This window comes from Nocardia sp. NPDC057668 (assembly GCF_042799795.1).
Lineage (GTDB): Bacteria > Actinomycetota > Actinomycetes > Mycobacteriales > Mycobacteriaceae > Nocardia.
In genome coordinates this window covers 1,023,740-1,041,254 of sequence record NZ_JBHVIC010000001.1, presented here as the reverse complement: position 1 = coordinate 1,041,254, position 17,515 = coordinate 1,023,740, and the positions used below count along the sequence as shown (strand labels likewise).

Genomic DNA, 17,515 nt, shown 5'->3' with positions numbered 1-17,515 from the left:
GTTGGTCATGGTTCGCTCACAGCGGTGCGATGAACCCGCCGGTGAGGTCGCGATAGGCGTAGGTGATCGCAATGGCGCAGACCGGGCCCGCCACCATCAGGCCGAGGCCGCAGAGCATGGCCCCGATAAAGGTGATGATCATGACGGCCAGCGCCAGCAAGATCACCTGCAACGCGTTGGCGACCACGAGCTGCGCGCTGGACTTGATGGCGGTGAGCGGGTCCTGGTCCTGATCGATGACGAAGTGCAGCGCGAACATGCACAGCACGCCGATGATGATGGCGGGGAAGACCCAGGCCATCGACGCGATGAGACAGGCGACGAACACGATCAATGCCGTGATCAGGACATTTCCGGCGTTGACGAAGCCGAAGAACGCCGGGAAATCCGGTGGGGTGCCATCGGTTTCATAGAGGCCGCCGCGCACCATGGCCGCCTGCAGCAACCAGACGACCAGGGCCGCGACCGCGCAGAGCAGCAGAACGCCCGAAAGTGACTGGACGTCAAGAATATTCACCATGAGGATGACGACCAGCCAGGCGATGAGGCCGATCAGCACCATCCCCGCCCACGGCACCGGATTGAGGCGGAACCTGTCCCAGCCGTAGGCGATGGCGTGGCCCACGTTGAGCCGCTCGCGATCGTAGACCGGCGCGGCTCCGGCGGGGGCGGGCGGGAACTGCGCGGTATCGGTTCGCGGGGCGCCGGCCGGCGGCGGTGCGAAACCACCCTGGGGTGCGAAACCGCCCGGCGGGGGCGGGTTTCCCTGCGGTGGGCCGCCCGCGGGCATGGCGCCCGGCTGGTACTGCTGCGGCGCACCGGGGCCGTAGCCCTGTGGAGCCCCGGGGCCGTAGCCCTGCGGCGCGCCCGACTGCGGGTGCAGGTTCGGCGGGGGTTCCACGGGCTCGCTGCCGTACTGCGCGGCGCCGGGACCACCGAATTGCGGGTAGCCGGCCGCTCCCGGCAGCTCGTGCCTGCCGTGCCCGCCCGGCGGTTCCTGCGGTGCGGAATACGGTGCGGGCTGGGGGTTTTGATGACGACCCGGGTCGGCTGCGTACTGCCCGCGGCCCTGCTGGGCGGGATTGTCGCCGTAGGGTTGGTTCGGTGCGGAGGGCGGCGTGCCGGTCATGGTCGCGAGCCTTTCACATTTCCCGGTTTACGGTGTGGCGCACAAGAGTTGAACATGAGACAACTAGACGGCCCAGGTTGTGTCAAGCAACCAGCGCCGCGTGGGCAAACCCTTCACAAAGACACGCCGGACGACGCGCGAAAGGTTGCGTAACCGCTCGCTGAAAGTGACCTGGAGCGAGTACTTTGGGTTCCGATGACCGCACTATTGGCCGAACGCGCCGCCGAAGTCGTGTACGCGGCACAACAGTTGCTCACAAAGCGAATGGGTGCTGCGGTAAAGCTGAGTGATCCAATCGAGCTCAGCGGCAGTGGTAGAACAACGGTTCTTCGCGTCCGTGTGGCGGAGAACGCGTTTTCACTTCCGCGTACCCTCATTGTGAAGCAGGTGCGGGGCACAGCCTCGCAGCGACGCACCGGCGGCATGGCCCCCGGCGTCGCCAGTATCGACTCCGCGTTCCTGCGCGAAGCCGTGTCCTATCAGTTCACGACCGCCCTGGGTAAGGAACACAGACCCGGGGCCTATCTACTCGGCTACAGCCTGCCCGACCGGTTGCTGATCCTGAGCGATCTGGGCGAGAACACCTCGCTGACGCAGGTGCTGCAGACCAACGTCGAGCCCGCGGGCCGCAATGCCCTCATGGCGTTCGCCCAGGCGCTGGGCCGGATGCACGCCGCCACCGTCGGCCGCGAGGCCGATTTCGTCGCCCTGCTGCGGCGCGTGGACGTGGTACACCGGGTCGACGGCATCGCTCAGCAGGCCGAGACCGCGGTCACCGAGGTGCCCGACATGCTGCAGCGCGAACTCGGCATCGAGGTGCCGGGGGAGATCGCCGAGCGCATCGTGCGCGGCAATCGCCTCTTCTCCGCCGGCCGGCACCGCGCGTTCAGTCCGTCCGACCTGTGCCCGGACAATGTCATCCTCAACGACGAGGGTGCGCGGTTCCTGGACTACGAATGGGGCGGCTTCCGCGATGCCACCCTCGACATCGCCTACGCGCTGGTCTCGTTCCCCGGCTGCCTCTGCGATTTCGAACTCTCCCGCGAACGCGCGCGGCAGATGGTCGAAGCCTGGCGCTCGGAAGTGGTCGCGGTCTGGCCCGCGCTCGCCGACGACGACGCGCTCGCCGAACGGATCCTGGAAGCGCGCCTCATCTGGGTCTGGCTCTCCACCTACTGGTTCCTGCCCGCGGACCACACGCGAATCGCCGCCGCTCGCGAACACGGCCTGTCGATTCCGCGCTCGGCCGCCCTCATCAACCGCTGGGCCGCCCTCGCCGAGGATGCCCGCTGCACCGGTGACGACGCCCTGGGCGATTTCGCCGAACACGTCTCCGCGACCCTCGAGGAACGCTGGGAAGAGTGAGCACGGGCCGCTGAAACCGGGGCGGCCCGTCCCCACTCGCGCGGTTCGTGCGCCGCGCTCTGTCCGTGGGAGTTCTCGCGGGCGGATCGACGGCGGGCGGTGTCCTCAGCCCGTGATCGGTCCCGGTCGCCGTTCGATGTTGCCGCCTCCGCTGCGCACCGCGTAGGAAACGCCGTGCCGTACACCCGTATTCGGATCGCCCACGTCCAGGAGATAGAACCAGTCCATCTGGGCCTGCTCGGCGGTCACCGACAGCACCCCGTACCCGTGTGAATCCAGTTCCACGTAGCGCAGATGCGGATTGATGGCGCCGATGGCGGTTTCCAGCGGCACGCTCACCGTGCGCGCGGGCATCTGCAGGATCTCCCCGACGCTGCCGGTGGTGACCGAGGGGACCACGAATTCGGTCCCCGCGCGCGGGCCCGCCGGGTACGCCGTGACGTTCACCGGGAGATCGGACGCCCACGAGGTGTGGATGTCCCCGGTCAGGAAGACGACGTCCGAACAATTCCGGGAGACGATGGCGTCGAAGAGCTTTCGGCGGTCGGCCGCGTAACCGTCCCACTGATCCGCGTTCACCGGGATGCCTGCCTGCGGGACGCCGATCACGCTGTTCAGGGCGGCGGCGGTGGCCGCGTCCGTGGGTGGCAGCAGCAGCGGGGCGATCATGACCGGATTGCCGACCAGCTTCCAGCGCACCGGGGCCGAGACGAGACCGCCGGTGAGCCAGTCCATTTGCGCCTGGCCGGTGATGGAGCGGGCGGGGTCGTCGACCTGTCGCCAGCCCGCGACGGCGGGCAGCTGCTGATCACGGTAGGTGCGCAGATCCAGCATCGAGAGTTCGGCCAGATCACCGAAGCGCAGGCGGCGGTAGAGCCGGGCGTCCGGACCGTAGGCGCGCACCGGCATCCATTCCAGGTACGCCTGGAGCGCGGCCGCCCGGCGGGCGCGCCAATCGCCCTCGCCGGGTTGATGATTCTCCGCGCCGCCGGACCAGGCGTCGTTGGCGGACTCGTGATCGTCCCAGGTGCAGATGAACGGGACGCGGGCGTGCAGGGCCGCCAGGTCGGCGTCGGTCTTGTACTGCCCGTGCCGAATTCGGTAGTCGGCGAGCGAGACGATCTCGTGTGCGGGCTCGTGCTGCCGGTCGACTTTGGGCATCAGCCCGGCATGCTTGCCGCGCGCGTACTCGTACAGGTAGTCGCCCAGATGTACGACCGCGTCGAGGTCGTCGCGCGCCGCGAGATGCCGGTACGCGCCGAAATACCCGGACTCCCAGTTGGAGCAGGACACCACGCCGAAGCGGAGACTGCCGGGGGAGTCGCCGGCCGCGGGCGCTGTCCTGGTGCGGCCGGTCACGGAGGTCTGACCGAGCGCGCTGAAGCGATAGAAATAGTCCGAGGCGGGGGACAGGCCCGCGGCGTCGATCTTGACCGTGTGGTCGGCATCCGGGCCGGTGGTGATCGAGCCGGCCGCGGTGACGCCGGTGAACGCGGGATCGGCCGAGATTTCCCACCGCACCGAAACCGATTCCCCGGCAGCGGAACCCGGGATCGCGGCGTCGTCGGGCGTTACTCGCGTCCACAGGATCACCCCGGTGGGCAGTGGATCCCCGGAGGCGACGCCGTGCCGGAAGACCGGCCCGGCCGCGGCAGCGCGACCCGGAGTGGCCAGCAGCGCACCGGCCGCGGTGATCGTCCCGCCCTTGAGGACGGTACGGCGATCGAGGGCGGCAAGAGGTGCGATCTTGGTGCGGGCCACGACCCATGACATCGTGTGCGGCCGAACGGAATCAAGAGGAAACGCGTGAACAGCGCATGAATGGCGGACCCGGCCAATGCGGGGCACGGACACCATCGCAACCCGATCCACCCGGCTGCTCGAGAAACTCGTGAACTGTGTTGTGCCGCAACAGCACTACCGCACCCCTTCATTCCCCTTGCATCGAGCGCAGGGAACCGGTCTCGGCGCGGCAGCGGTCGTGGTGCCGGAGCCGTGGCCGGTGCCACCACAATGTGATGGCGCCGGGCGCGGCGGGAGGCTCTCAGACCACCGGGGTCGCGCGCGGCTCCAGTCGCCCGCCGCGGCGAGTGCCGAAGGAGGCGCCGTGGCGCACGCCGGTATTCGGGTCGGCGATGTCGGTGACGTAGAACCAATCCATCTGGGTCTGGTCAGCGTCGATGTGCAGGACGCCGTAGCCGTGCGAGTCGAGTTCGGTGTAGCGCAGGTGGCGATTCACGCTCACCAGGGCCGTTTCGGCGGCTACCGAGGTGGTGCGGGGCGGGGTCTTGGTGATGTCGCCGACGCTCTGGGAGGTGATGGAGGGGACCACGAATTCCACACCGGCGGTGGGCGAGCCGGGATAGGTCGCGGCGACCAAGGGGAGGTCGGCGGCCCAGGAGGTGTGGATGTCGCCGGTCAGGAAGACCACGTCGGAGACCTGATTGTCAACGATGGTGTGCAGCAGTTTCTGGCGATCGGCGGTGTAGCCGTCCCACTGGTCCAGGTTCACCGGGATGCCCTGGTCCGGGATGCCGATTGTCTCGGTCAGCGCGGCGGTGACCGCCGGATCCAGCGGTGGCACGGTCAGCGGCGCGATCATGACCGGGTTGCCTATCACCTTCCAGGTGACCGGCGCGGAGACCAAACCGGCCGTGACCCAGTCCATTTGGTCCTTGCCGGTGATGGTGCGGTCCGGGCTGTCGACGTCGCGCCAGCCGGGACCGGCGTGCAGTTGCTCGCTGCGGTAGGTGCGCAGATCCAGCATGGACAACTCGGCCAGGGTGCCGAAGCGCAGGCGGCGGTACAGCCGCTTGTCCCCGCCGGTGCGCACCGGCATCCACTCCAGGTACGCCTGCAGCGCCGCCGCGCGCCGGTCCGCCCAGGAGCCCTGCGTGGCGGGATCGTGGTCCTCCGAGCCGTTGGACCAGGCGTTGTCGGCGGTCTCGTGGTCGTCCCAGGTGCACACGAACGGGACTCGCGCGTGCAGGTTCGACAGGTCCGGGTCGGTCTTGTACTGCGCGTGCCGAATTCGATAGTCGGCCAGCGACACGATCAGGTGCGCGGGCTCGTGCCAGCGCACCGAACCGGCGCGGCCGCCGTACTCACCGCGCGGGTATTCGTACAGGTAGTCGCCCAGGTGCACGACGACATCGAGATCCTCGCGCGCGGCCAGGTGCCGGTACGCGCCGAAGTATCCGGCCTCCCAGTTCGCGCACGACACCACACCCAGGCGCAGCCGGTCCGGGGTGGCGGATTCGGCGGGGGCGGTGCGGGTGCGGCCCACCGGCGAGGTCTGGCCCAGGGCGGTGAAGCGGTAGAAGTACTCGCGTCCGGCGTCGAGTCCGGAGACGTCGACCTTGACCGTGTGGTCGGCGCCGGCGGTGGCGGTGTGGGTGCCCGAGGCGGCGATCGATCCGAAATCGGCGTCGCCGGCAACTTCCCAGCGCACCGATACCGGGTCGCCGGAACCGGAACCCGGCAGGGCGTCCTCAGAAGGGGTGACGCGGGTCCAGACGATCACCCCGCCCGGCAGTGGATCGCCCGAGGCGACGCCGTGCCGGAACACGACGTTCTCGGCCCGCGCGAGGGCGGGCGCACCGAACAGGGGCGAGGCCACCGCGGCGGCGCCGCCGGCGAGGATCGCGGCCGTTCCGCCCTTGAGCGCGGAGCGTCGATCGAAGGGCCCGGAAATGATCTCGGTGAGGCGCACGCCACAGATCGAATACGATCCGGTGCCCGCTGAGCAAATTTGGACAGATGAACAGTTAGTGACCGCGGGGTTCGGGCCGGTCGCGCGCGCCTAACGCGGAGGCTGTCGGTCTCGCTGGGTAGGGTCTGCTCGTGAGTGATGGGCTGTTCGACGCACCGGAAACGGAGGCCATGTCCGACGAATTCGTGCCGCGCGCACCGGCGGGCGGCGAGGGATTCGCGCCGCTGGCCGTCCGCATGCGGCCGCGCACGCTGGACGAAGTGGTCGGGCAGCAGCATCTGCTGGGTCCGGGATCACCGCTGCGCCGGCTCATCGAAGGGTCGGGCGCGGCCTCGGTGCTGCTCTACGGTCCGCCGGGAACGGGCAAGACGACACTCGCCTCGCTCATCTCGCAATCGACCGGCCGCCGCTTCGAGGCCCTGTCGGCGCTGTCCGCCGGGGTGAAGGAGGTGCGCGCGGTCATCGACGTCGCGCGGCGGCGGCTCACCGCGGGCGAGCAGACCGTGCTGTTCATCGACGAGGTGCACCGGTTCTCCAAGACCCAGCAGGACGCACTGCTGGCCGCGGTCGAGAATCGGATCGTGCTGCTGGTCGCGGCGACCACGGAGAATCCCTCCTTCTCGGTCGTCTCGCCGTTGCTCTCGCGGTCGCTGGTCCTGCAACTGCAATCTTTGTCCGAGAACGACATTCGCACCGTGCTGCAGCGCGCGATCGAGGATCCGCGCGGGCTGGCAGGGGAGTACACCGTCACCGCCGAGGCGCTGGACCACATCGTCCGCATCGCCGGTGGTGACGCGCGCCGCTCGCTGACCGCGCTGGAGGCCTCCGCCGAATCCTCCCTGGACGGGAATGTCGGGGTGGAACTGGTCGAGGCCAGCGTGGACAAGGCCGCGGTGCGCTACGACCGCGCGGGCGATCAGCACTACGACGTCATCAGCGCCTTCATCAAATCGCTGCGCGGATCCGATGTCGACGCCGCGCTGCACTATCTGGCGCGCATGATCAGCGCGGGCGAGGATCCGCGATTCATCGCGCGCCGCTTGATGATTCAGGCCAGCGAGGAGGTCGGCATGGCCGACCCCATGGCGCTGCAGACCGCCGCCGCTGCCGCGCAGGTCGTCCAGTTGGTCGGCATGCCCGAAGCACAATTGGCGTTGGCGCAGGCCACTATTCACATTGCGACGGCACCCAAATCGGGTGCCGTCGTCAAGGGGATCGGCGCCGCGCTCGCGGATGTGCGCGCGGGCAAAGCAGGTGCGGTACCGCCGCATCTGCGCGACGGGCACTACAAGGGCGCGGCCGCACTGGGCAATGCGCAGAACTACCGCTATCCGCACGATCACCCGGATGGTGTTCTGGCACAACAGTATCCGCCGGACGAATTGGTCGGAACGGATTATTACCATCCAACGGACCACGGCTACGAACGTGAAGTCGGACCGCGCGTGACCAAGCTCCGCCGGATCGTGCGCGGCAGGTAACCGCACTTCAAGCGTGTCGTTCGGCGAGTCGGGGTGCGGCCGTGGCGATCCCGGTCGAATGCGCCGCGAGCGGGTATAACGTCCGTCGCATGACTGCCATAGCGGATCGGCCACAGATGCTCATCGAAGATTTCGAGGCCCTCGCGAACGATGCGCGCGAGGGGGTCAGGCTGGAATTCATCAACGGAAAGCTGGGGGCGAAGCCGTTGCCGGACGGGGATCACGACGAGATCTTCCAATGGTTGCTCGAGCAGGTGCTCGCGCAACTTCCCGGCGTACGGCTCTACCCGGAGATCGGCTTGCTCGTCGACGCGTACGGCGGCGGCCGCGCGCGCACCGACGCGGTGGTCGCGGCCCGGCGGGCATTCGCCGGACAGGGGAGATGGAAGACCCCCGAAGCGGTCCTCATGGTCGTGGAGGTGACCCGCTTCGACTCCGATTCCGATCGGCGCGACCGCGAGGAGAAGCCGCGCGCCTACGCCGAGACCGGCATTCCGGTCTACCTGCTCATCGACCGGGAGAGTCAGGAGCTCATCGTCTACAGCCGCCCGCGCGGCAGCGTGTACTCCTCGTGCGTGCGTCTGCCCATCGGGGAGCCGTTCGAACTCCCCGATCCGGTGGAGATCACCCTCAACACCGAGCCGCTGCGCGACCTCGTGCACTGACCGGCCACGCCGGAACGAACCCCGGGCATCGGGGCCCGGAAGGCGGTGCCGCCCACCGGGCCCCGAGTGGGTTCAGCCCAGGATCAGATCCTCCCGATACACCCCGTTGTCGCGGGCGATCGCCTCGATCTCCTTCGGCATGCCCGCCATGATCGTGCGCACGTGGGCGGTGACCAGCTCCACCGGCCAGTCCCACCAGGCCGCGCGCCGCAGCCGGGCCACGTCCGCGTCGTCGAAGCGCTGCTTGACCGGCTTCGCCGGATTGCCGCCGACGATCGTGTACGGCGGCACGTCGGCCGTCACCACCGCACCCGTGGCGATGATCGCGCCGTCACCGATGCGCACGCCCGGCATGATCAGCGAGTTGAACCCGAACCACACGTCGTTGCCGACCACGGTGTCGCCGCGGCTCGGAATCGAGGTGAGGATGTCCATGGTGTCCGCGGCCCAGGTGCCGCCGAAGATGGTGAACGGGAAGGTCGACACCCCGGCTGTGGGGTGATTGGCCCCGGCCATGATGAACCGCGTGCCGCTGGCCAGCGCGCAGTACCTGCCGATGATCAGCTTCTCGGGCCCGAAGGCGTAGAGCACGTTGTTGCGCTCGAACTCGGTCGCGGCATCGGGATCGTCGAAGTAGGTGTAGTCGCCCACCTCTATATTGGCCGCCTCGATGAACGGCTTCAGGAAGATCGTGCGATCGGTGTGCGGGAGCGGATAACGGACGTCGGGATCGGGAATCTCTGGCACCTCCGTGATGCTAGCCACCCCGCCGGAGTCGGGGAAAACCCGCTGGACCGGGACCGGTAGGCTGGATAGCTGTGCAGACCCACGAGATTCGCCGACGCTTCCTGGAGCATTTCGTCCGTGCCGGACACACCGAGGTGCCCAGCGCCTCGCTGATCCTGGCCGACCCCAACCTGCTGTTCGTCAACGCGGGCATGGTCCAGTTCGTGCCGTATTTCCTGGGGCAGCAGACGCCGCCGTTCGACACCGCGACCAGCGTGCAGAAGTGCGTGCGCACCGGCGACATCGAGAATGTCGGCATCACCACCCGCCACAACACCTTCTTCCAGATGGCCGGCAACTTCAGCTTCGGCGACTACTTCAAGCAGGGCGCGATCGAGTTCGCGTGGTCGCTGCTGACCAAGAGCGTCGAGGACGGCGGCTACGGCTTCGATCCCGAGCGCCTGTGGGTCACGGTCTACCTCGACGACGACGAGGCCGAGCAGATCTGGCTGAAGCTGGGCGTGCCGTCCGAGCGCATCCAGCGCCGCGGCATGGCCGACAACTACTGGTCCATGGGCATTCCCGGCCCGTGCGGTCCGTGCTCGGAGATCTACTACGACCGCGGACCCGAATACGGCATCGAGGGCGGCCCCGAGGCCGACGAGGATCGGTACATCGAGATCTGGAACCTCGTGTTCATGCAGAACGAGCGCGGCGCCGGCCGCGGCAAGGACGACTTCGAGATCCTGGGCCCGCTGCCCAAGAAGAACATCGACACCGGCATGGGCGTCGAGCGCGTCGCGTTCCTGCTGCAGGGCGTCGACAACGTCTACGAGACCGACCTGCTGCGCCCCATCATCGACAAGGCCGAGGAACTGACCGGCCGCAGCTACGGCGTCGAGCACGCCGACGACGTGCGCTTCCGCGTCATCGCCGACCACGCCCGCACCGGCGCGATGCTCATCGCCGACGGCGTGAACCCGGGCAACGACGGCCGCGGCTACGTGCTGCGCCGCCTGCTGCGCCGCATCGTGCGCTCGGCGCGCCTGCTCGGGGCGGAGAAGCCGGTCATGGGCGAGTTCATGAAGATCGTCAGCGATCTCATGGCCCCCTCCTACCCGGAACTGGCCACCGACTACAAGCGCATCGAAACCGTCGCTGTCGGTGAGGAATCCGCGTTCCTGCGCACGCTGAGCACCGGCTCCAAGCTGTTCGACGACGCCGTCACCGAGGTGAAGGCCCAGGGCGGCAAGCGGATCAGCGGCACCGAGGCGTTCACGCTGCACGACACCTACGGCTTCCCGATCGATCTGACCCTCGAGATGGCCGCCGAGGCCGGCCTCGAGGTCGACGAGACCGGGTTCCGCTCGCTCATGGCCGAGCAGCGGGCGCGCGCCAAGGAGGACGCCTACTCGCGCAAGCAGGGCCACGCCGATCTCACGGTCTACAAGGAATTCGTCGACCGCGGCGCCACCGAGTTCACCGGTTTCGACGAATTGGCCACCGAGGCAACGGTGCTCGCCATCATCAAGGACGGCGTGCGGGTGCCGGTGGCCGAGGTCGGCCAGGACGTGGAGATTATCCTCAACCGCTCGCCGCTGTACGCGGAGTCCGGCGGCCAGATCGCCGACCGCGGTTCCATCGTCTCCTCGCACGGGCTGAAGGTCCGCGTCAACGACGTGCAGAAGATCGCCAAGAAGGTGTGGACCCACAAGTCCACCATCGAGGCCGGCCAGCTCACCGAGGGCGACACCGTGCTCGCGCAGGTCGATCCCGCGTGGCGGCGCGGCGCGACCCAGGGCCACACCGGCACCCACATGGTGCATGCCGCGCTGCGACAGGTGCTGGGCCCCAACGCCGTCCAGGCCGGCTCGCTCAACAAGCCGGGCTACCTGCGCTTCGACTTCAACTGGCAGGGCGCGCTCAGCGAGCAGCAGAAGGCCGACATCGAGGCCATCTCCAACGATGCGGTCGGGGACGACTTCACCGTGAACACCTTCGTCACCGACCTGCCCAGCGCCAAGAAGATGGGCGCGATGGCGCTGTTCGGCGAGAACTACGGCGACGAGGTCCGCGTGGTGGAGATCGGCGGACCGTTCTCCATGGAACTGTGCGGCGGCACGCACGTGCAGCACTCCTCGCAGATCGGCCCGATCACCCTGCTCGGTGAATCGTCGGTCGGCTCGGGTGTGCGCCGCGTCGAGGCGTTCGTCGGTCTGGACTCGTACCGGTACCTCGCCAAGGAGCGGGCGCTGCTGGCCGGTCTGGCCTCCTCGCTCAAGGTGCCCTCGGACGAGGTGCCCGGTCGCGTGGAGCAGCTCGTCGAGCGGCTCAAGGTTGCCGAGAAAGAACTCGAGCGCACCAAGATGGCCGCGGTGCTGTCCTCGGCGGGCACCTTCGCCGAGCAGGCCCAGCGCGTGGGCAAGGTGCTGCTCGTCGCGACCGCCGCCCCGGAGGGCGTGGGCGCGGCCGATATTCGCACCCTCGCGCAGGACATCAAGGGCCGGTTGGGCTCCGAGCCCGCCATCGTGGTGCTGCTCGGCAATGACGGCGGCAAGGTCCCGTTCGTCGTCGCGGTCACCAAGGCCGCCCAGGATCTGGGGGTCAAGGCCGGGGATCTGGTGGCCAGTTTCGGGCCGAGCATCGCGGGCCGCGGTGGCGGCAAGCCGGAGATGGCCCAGGGCGCGGGGTCCGATCCGTCCGGTATCGAGGCTGGTCTGACGGCTGTGCGGGCGCGGGTGGCCGAGCTCGCCGGCTGATGTCCACGAGTTCGGAATTCTCCGATTCCCGAACACCGGCGGCCACGGGGTCGGCGCGCTACAGCGCCGACCGTCCGGACCCCGGCACGGATCCCGGACGGGGTCGCCGCATCGGCATCGACGTGGGCACGGTCCGCGTCGGCGTCGCCTCGAGCGACCCGGACGGCGTCCTGGCCACGCCGGTGGAAACCGTTCCCAAAGCCAAGAAGGTCGCCCCGGGCGCCCTGGCTCCCGACCTCGCGCGGATTGCCGAGATTGTGCGGGAGTACGAGGCCGTGGAAGTAATCGTCGGCCTGCCGCGCACCTTACGCGGTGAGAGCGGCTCGTCCGCTAAGCTGGCGGCCACCTTCGCGGGGCGTTTGCGGACTTTGATCGCACCGGTGCCGGTGCGGCTTTCCGACGAACGTTTGACTACGGTGTCTGCTGCACGCGCGTTGCGGGACAGTGGAGTTCGCGCGCGCGGGCAGCGGCAGGTCATCGATCAGGCGGCCGCCGTGTCGATCCTGCAAGGATGGTTGGACGAACGGAGTGCGCTATTGAAGCCGCGCGGTGATGGTGATACCGCATGACCGACCGCTGGACCCGGGCCGAGGAACTCTACCGGCAGAACGCTGAACGTCGTTACCGCAGAGACGACCTGGACTGGCCGGACGCGGACGACGACGAGGACGACACGACAGTCATCCCCCGGTACGAGGACGAAGACGAGTACGACGACGAGCCGTACCTCGAGCCCGAGCCGCCCCGTCGTGCCGCGCCGCAGCGCGCCGACCGCGGTCGCCGCGCGCCCTCCGACGGTGCGAAGTCTCGGTCGGGCGGCCGGGGCGGTGGGCGTCCCAAGCGTTCGCGCGTGGCCTCGCGCAAGGCCGCCGAGCGCAAGCGCCGCCGTCGCAACATGGTCGTCATCGCGTCGGTGTTCGTCGTGCTGTTCGTGGGCGCGGTGGGCTTCGCGGCATGGAAGTTCATGAACCGCTACACCCCGGCCGAGGACTTCGCCGCGGGTGAGTCCGGCGCGCTGGTCGTGGTGCAGGTCAAGTCCGGTGACACCGCGACCCAGATCGCCGATTCGATGTACGACAAGGGTGTGGTCGCCAGCAGTGCCGCCTTCTACGAGGCGGCGGTGCGCAATTCGGAGATGAACTCGATTCAGCCCGGCTACTACTCGATCCCGAGTCACAGCAAGGCGTCCGAAGCGGTCACCGCGCTGGTCGGATCCACCTCGCGGGTCGGCAACGTGGTCATCTCCGAGGGCAGGCAGCTGCACGACTCGAGTGATGTCAACACCGGTGCGCCCAAGGAGGGCATCTACCGCAAGATCGCCGCGGCCAGCTGTGTCGGTTCGGGCACCGCGAGCAAGTGCCTCACCTACGAGCAGCTCGAGGCGGCCGGAACCAATACCGATCCGGTGGCGCTCGGTGTGCCGGCCTGGGCGCTCGAGCGCGTGCGGCAGGTGCCCGATCGCACCCGTCAGCTCGAGGGCCTGATCTCGGCGGGCACCTTGGACTTCGATCCCAGCGCCACCCCCGAGGGCGTGCTGCGGCAGCTGGTCTCCGAAAGCGCGCAGCGGTACGAGTCGACCGGACTGCTGCAGGCCGGGGGCAAGCTGAGCCCGTACGACATGCTCGTGGCCGCGTCCCTGGTGGAGCGTGAGGCGTTGCCGCCGGACATGTCCAAGGTTGCCCGGGTGATCGTCAACCGGCTCGCGGTCGATCAGCCGTTGCAGTTCGACTCCACGGTCAACTACCGGCTCGACAAGACCGAGGTCGCCACGACCGACGCCGATCGCGCTCGCAAGACGCCGTGGAACACCTACGCCATGGCCGGGCTGCCGGCGACGCCGATCTCGTCGCCGTCCCTGGATGCCTTGCGCGCCATGGAGAATCCCGCACCGGGTACGTGGCTGTACTTCGTGACGATCGACAAGCAGGGCACCACCCTGTTCACCGAGAGTTACAGCGAGCATCTGCGCAACATCGAAAAGGCACAGCAGAGTGGAATCCTCGACAGTGGGCGGTGAGGTTCGCAAGGCCGCCGTGCTGGGCAGTCCCATCGCGCATTCGCGGTCGCCGCAGTTGCATCTGGCGGCGTACCGCGCGCTCGGGCTGAACTGGACCTATGAGCGGGTCGAGTGCACGGGCGAGCAGCTGCCGGGTTTCGTCGACGGCCTCGGCCCGGAATGGGTCGGGCTGTCGGTGACCATGCCGGGCAAGGTCGCCGCGCTCGCGTACGCCGCCGAGCGCACCGAGCGCGCGGAACTGGTGGGCTCGGCGAATACGCTGCTGCGCACCGAGACCGGCTGGCGCGCGGACTGCACCGACGTGGACGGCGTGCGCGGCGCGCTGCAGGGCGCGGGAGTCGAGGAGATCGCCCGCGCGGTCGTGCTCGGCGCGGGCGGCACCGCGCGACCGGCGCTGCTGGCCCTGGCCGAACTGGGCGCGCACACGGTCACCATCGTCGCGCGCGACAAGGGCCGCGCGGCCGACACCCTCGAACTGGCCGAGCGCCTGGGGATGTCGGCCGAGATCATCGACTTCGACGCGGACGCACTGGGTTTCGTGTGCGCCGAGGTCGACGCCGTGGTCAGCACGGTCCCGGCCACCGGTGCGGCGGGCGTGGCGGACGCGGTGGCCCAGGCGCCCGTGGTGCTGGACGCCATCTACAACCCGTGGCCGACCCCGCTCGCGGAGGCGGTGCAGCGGGCCGGTAACACCGTGGTCAGCGGGCTGGAGATGCTCCTGAACCAGGCGTACGGGCAGGTCGAGCAGTTCACCGGCAAGCCCGCCCCACGTGCGGAAATGGCTGCCGCGCTACAGGAGTGAGCGGCGGGCAGGGTTGCGCACCTGCCGCGCTACTACACCTGCTGCGCTCGGTGGAACGCTGAAAGGCAAGACGGCGTCGCGTGATCGCGGCGCCGTCTTTCGTATCCAGCCCTGGCCACTGCGCGGCCACCGGTGCGCCGGCGAGGCCGATCACGCGGTCTCGGAGGCGGTATGTGGCGCGGACTCCGTGTGCGGTCCGTTCGGTGTGCTCGTCGCCGCGTGCGCGCGGGTCTCCGGCGCCGCGTGCGGGTCCGGATCGAACGCGCGCCGGAAGGTGAAGGCGTACGGCGTCGGGCCGTGGTCGCGCAGATGCGCCAGCCGGGTCATCGCGTCCTCGATGGTCGGCAGCTGCCCGGCGGGCACCCACCACAGCACGGTGAAGACCTCGCCCAGCGAGACGAACCACTCGCGCCTGCGACGTATGTAATCCATGTGGCCGCTGCGGTACACGTAGTCGAACAGGGTCTCGCGCGACTCCCACAGGCTCATGTTCACGAGCAGGTCCGGATCGTCGTAGGGGCGCAGCGATGTCGCGTCGTTGGAGTCCTTGTCCACCAGTCGCCAGACGAATCCGGGGGAGCGTTCGGCGAGGGCGTTGATCGAATCGAGTCCGGCGTAGAACGCGGCCACGCGCGGATCACCCTGCGGGGCGACCATGCGGCCGATGTTGAGCTGTGCGAGGTGCATGTCCGGACTATAACTAATCATCGCTTGTTTTAGAGAACGATACGCAACACCGGCCCGGTGCCGCGTCCATCCGCGCGGTCCAGCCCGCTTCGGCCGCGACGGGTCCGAGCAGCGCCAGGTTCATGCCGCAGACCAGCGGCGGGAAGTCCACGGCCAGGCGGTGGAAGGGGCAGTTGCGCAGCCGGATTCGCGCGTCGTCCAGGTAGGGCTCGTAGCCGCGTTCGCGCAGTACGTCGAACAGTTCACGACCGTCCAGGCGTGGGCCGTGTGCGGCGGCGGCCGCCTCGATGGCCGTGTCGAGTCCCGAATGTTCGGCGACCTCGGCGAGAATCGTTGCGACGGTGCGATAGTCGCGTTCGGGGAGCAGGACGGCGAATTCGGCGTCGGCGCGCCGGTAGAACTTGGCGGGCCGGCCCGACCCCGGCCCGGTCCTGCCGTCGGGGCGGCGGAACACCGCGTCCAGCAGTCCGGCCTCGGCGAGCTTGTCGAGATGGAAGGCGGCGAGCGGGCGCTTGATCTCCACCGCCGCGGCGGCCTCGTCCCGGCTCACGTCGTGATCGGCGGCCGCGACGTGGTCGTACAGGCGCCGGCGAATCGGGTCCTGCAGCAGGGCGACGGCTTCGATGCTCACCCAGTCTTTGTAGCAGCGTGCGCGGCCATCGGGCCCGGTCGCGGGCGCCCCGCGCGTCCGATCCCGGCGAAACCGGCTAAAGTTCTGGAACGAGTTTCAATTCCGTGGACCGGTTCGCAGGTTAAGGTGATCATCATGAATGCGTGGGTGTTGCGCGCCGTGGCTTTGGGAGCGCTGACCGTAGTGCTCCGGACCGTGCTCGGCCTGGCGATGATTTACTGGCCGACCAATGGCGCCTGGATGCGGATCTTGTGCCTGGTCGTGCTGCTCGCCGCCGTCGTGGGCTGGGGTGTGCTGGACGGCCGCGCCGACCGCCGCGCCAACCCCGATCCCGAGCGCGGCGCCGACCTCACCATGCGCTGGCTCAAGGCCGGCGTCGTCGGTGGCATCGGCAGCGGCGTGGTCTCCTGGATCCTCGACTTCGCGCCCAAGTTCGATCTGGGCGACAACGGGCTGCTCTTCGAGGTCAGCTCGGGCGCGTCCTTCATCATCCTGATGATCTTCGTGCCGGGCATGATCGGCGTGACCATCGGCCGCTACCTGGCCGGGCGCGAGTCCAAGGGCAACACCAATGCCTCCGCCGACACGGTCGTGCTGAACAAGGAATCGGCCTCGGTCTGAGACTCCGGCTTCGATCGGAACGCCACGGTGGGACGCCCGCCGTGGCGTTCGGCGTTTCCGGGAGTCGTGCGCGCCGGTATCCTCGGCGCGGACAGCGATCGAAAGGGGCCGGGGGACAGTGGGTGTGGCGATGAACGAGGCGTTCGAACGGGCCGACGCGCTCGAGCGGCAGGGTGACACGGCCGCGGCCGTGCGGCTGTTCGAGGAGCTCGCGGCGAGCGAGTACGGACCGGCGCTGTCCCGGCTCGGACTGATCGCCGTCGAGCGCGGCGACGAGGCGGGCGCCGAGGGGTGGTGGGAGCGGGCCGCGGCGGCCGGCCACGCGGCGGCGATGTTCAATCTCGGATTGCTCGCGGACAGTCAGGCCCGGCCTGGGGACAGCGAGCGCTGGTTTCGCGCGGGTGCGGCGGCCGGTGACACCGACGCGGCGTTCAACCTCGCGCATCTGCTGGAGCAGCGCGGGGATACGCGCGAGGCCATCGAGTTCTACCGCGTGTCGGCCGCGGCGGGCGATGTGAAGGCCATGTACAACGTCGGCAGTCTGCTGTTCGTGGATCGCGGCAAGTTCGACTACGGGGACGAGTACCGGACGTGGTGGCAGCGCGGCGCGGACGCCGGGGAGATGCACAGCGCGTACAGCCTCGCCGTCGCATACGAGGTGCTCGATCCCGAGGCGGCGGTGGAATTGTTCCGGGCGGCTATCGCGGCGGGGCATCCGAAGGCGGAAGGGCGGCTGGCCGCGTTCACGAACGAGCGCTGGTCCGACGGGCGGCCGCACATTCGCGGATTGTTCTGAGGGCTCGCTCGCTTATTCCGGCGACTGATCGGCAATCGACGCCGGGGGTACGCGTCTCCCTGCGGCCGGGCTGTGCCAGAGGTCATGTGCCCGGGGCCACCGCATTGATAACGATCGGCTCTAC

General features: G+C 68.9%; 15 protein-coding genes. 9 read left to right on the top strand and 6 right to left on the bottom strand.

The window, feature by feature from the left end:
* Positions 1-16: 16 nt before the first annotated feature.
* Positions 17-1,129: a hypothetical protein gene (locus ACFVBH_RS04885; RefSeq protein WP_378999856.1), complete on the bottom strand. Its 1,113-nt coding sequence runs from the start codon at positions 1,127-1,129 to the stop codon at positions 17-19.
* A 195-nt stretch (positions 1,130-1,324) separates the two neighbouring features.
* Between ACFVBH_RS04885 and ACFVBH_RS04880 the strand changes: the two genes are divergently transcribed.
* Positions 1,325-2,494: a kinase gene (locus ACFVBH_RS04880; protein WP_354986871.1), complete on the top strand. Its 1,170-nt coding sequence runs from the start codon at positions 1,325-1,327 to the stop codon at positions 2,492-2,494.
* A 105-nt stretch (positions 2,495-2,599) separates the two neighbouring features.
* On the opposite strand, the gene ACFVBH_RS04875 is transcribed toward ACFVBH_RS04880, so the two are convergent.
* Positions 2,600-4,267 carry an alkaline phosphatase D family protein gene (locus tag ACFVBH_RS04875; protein ID WP_378999854.1) on the bottom strand — a complete coding sequence of 556 codons (1,668 nt, stop codon included), beginning with the start codon at positions 4,265-4,267 and terminating at the stop codon, positions 2,600-2,602.
* A gap of 271 nt (positions 4,268-4,538) precedes the next feature.
* Complete coding sequence (locus ACFVBH_RS04870; RefSeq protein WP_379001590.1) at positions 4,539-6,191, bottom strand: alkaline phosphatase D family protein; 1,653 nt, start codon at positions 6,189-6,191, stop codon at positions 4,539-4,541.
* Between the two features lie 185 nt (positions 6,192-6,376).
* Here ACFVBH_RS04870 and ACFVBH_RS04865 point away from each other — a divergent pair, with 185 nt between their 5' ends.
* Positions 6,377-7,687: a replication-associated recombination protein A gene (locus ACFVBH_RS04865; protein ID WP_354986936.1), complete on the top strand. Its 1,311-nt coding sequence runs from the start codon at positions 6,377-6,379 to the stop codon at positions 7,685-7,687.
* Positions 7,688-7,776: 89 nt separating this feature from the next.
* A complete protein-coding gene (locus tag ACFVBH_RS04860; protein WP_354986869.1) occupies positions 7,777-8,352 on the top strand; it encodes a Uma2 family endonuclease in 576 nt (191 codons plus the stop codon).
* A 72-nt stretch (positions 8,353-8,424) separates the two neighbouring features.
* Here ACFVBH_RS04860 and ACFVBH_RS04855 read toward each other — a convergent pair whose 3' ends face one another.
* A complete protein-coding gene (locus ACFVBH_RS04855) occupies positions 8,425-9,099 on the bottom strand; it encodes a CatB-related O-acetyltransferase (RefSeq protein ID WP_378999851.1) in 675 nt (224 codons plus the stop codon).
* 71 nt (positions 9,100-9,170) lie between these two features.
* Here ACFVBH_RS04855 and alaS point away from each other — a divergent pair, with 71 nt between their 5' ends.
* The 4 genes from alaS to ACFVBH_RS04835 are packed head-to-tail and all read left to right on the top strand — an operon-like array spanning position 9,171 to position 14,656.
* Entirely contained in the window at positions 9,171-11,837 is a 2,667-nt protein-coding gene (gene alaS, locus ACFVBH_RS04850) for an alanine--tRNA ligase (RefSeq protein WP_354986867.1), read from the top strand.
* Positions 11,837-12,406 (top strand): Holliday junction resolvase RuvX, encoded by a 570-nt coding sequence (ruvX, locus tag ACFVBH_RS04845; protein WP_354986866.1) that lies wholly within the window; start codon positions 11,837-11,839, stop codon positions 12,404-12,406. Before alaS ends, ruvX begins: the two co-directional genes overlap by 1 nt.
* On the top strand, positions 12,403-13,854 hold the full coding sequence (gene mltG, locus ACFVBH_RS04840; RefSeq protein ID WP_354986865.1) for an endolytic transglycosylase MltG: 1,452 nt from the start codon (positions 12,403-12,405) through the stop codon (positions 13,852-13,854). The genes ruvX and mltG overlap by 4 nt, the downstream gene beginning before the upstream one ends.
* Positions 13,829-14,656 (top strand): shikimate dehydrogenase, encoded by an 828-nt coding sequence (locus ACFVBH_RS04835; RefSeq protein ID WP_378999847.1) that lies wholly within the window; start codon positions 13,829-13,831, stop codon positions 14,654-14,656. The genes mltG and ACFVBH_RS04835 overlap by 26 nt, the downstream gene beginning before the upstream one ends.
* A gap of 150 nt (positions 14,657-14,806) precedes the next feature.
* On the opposite strand, the gene ACFVBH_RS04830 is transcribed toward ACFVBH_RS04835, so the two are convergent.
* Both ACFVBH_RS04830 and ACFVBH_RS04825 read right to left on the bottom strand, forming a co-directional pair.
* Positions 14,807-15,343 (bottom strand): DUF3291 domain-containing protein, encoded by a 537-nt coding sequence (locus ACFVBH_RS04830; RefSeq protein ID WP_378999845.1) that lies wholly within the window; start codon positions 15,341-15,343, stop codon positions 14,807-14,809.
* A gap of 13 nt (positions 15,344-15,356) precedes the next feature.
* The gene (locus ACFVBH_RS04825) at positions 15,357-15,974 is read right to left on the bottom strand and encodes a transcriptional regulator (RefSeq protein ID WP_354986862.1); all 618 of its coding nucleotides are present in this window, start codon (positions 15,972-15,974) and stop codon (positions 15,357-15,359) included.
* 135 nt (positions 15,975-16,109) lie between these two features.
* Between ACFVBH_RS04825 and ACFVBH_RS04820 the strand changes: the two genes are divergently transcribed.
* Both ACFVBH_RS04820 and ACFVBH_RS04815 read left to right on the top strand, forming a co-directional pair.
* The gene (locus ACFVBH_RS04820) at positions 16,110-16,595 is read left to right on the top strand and encodes a B-4DMT family transporter (protein ID WP_378999842.1); all 486 of its coding nucleotides are present in this window, start codon (positions 16,110-16,112) and stop codon (positions 16,593-16,595) included.
* A 130-nt stretch (positions 16,596-16,725) separates the two neighbouring features.
* Positions 16,726-17,391, top strand: coding sequence for a tetratricopeptide repeat protein (locus ACFVBH_RS04815; RefSeq protein WP_378999839.1), 666 nt, complete (start codon positions 16,726-16,728; stop codon positions 17,389-17,391).
* Positions 17,392-17,515: the final 124 nt, after the last annotated feature.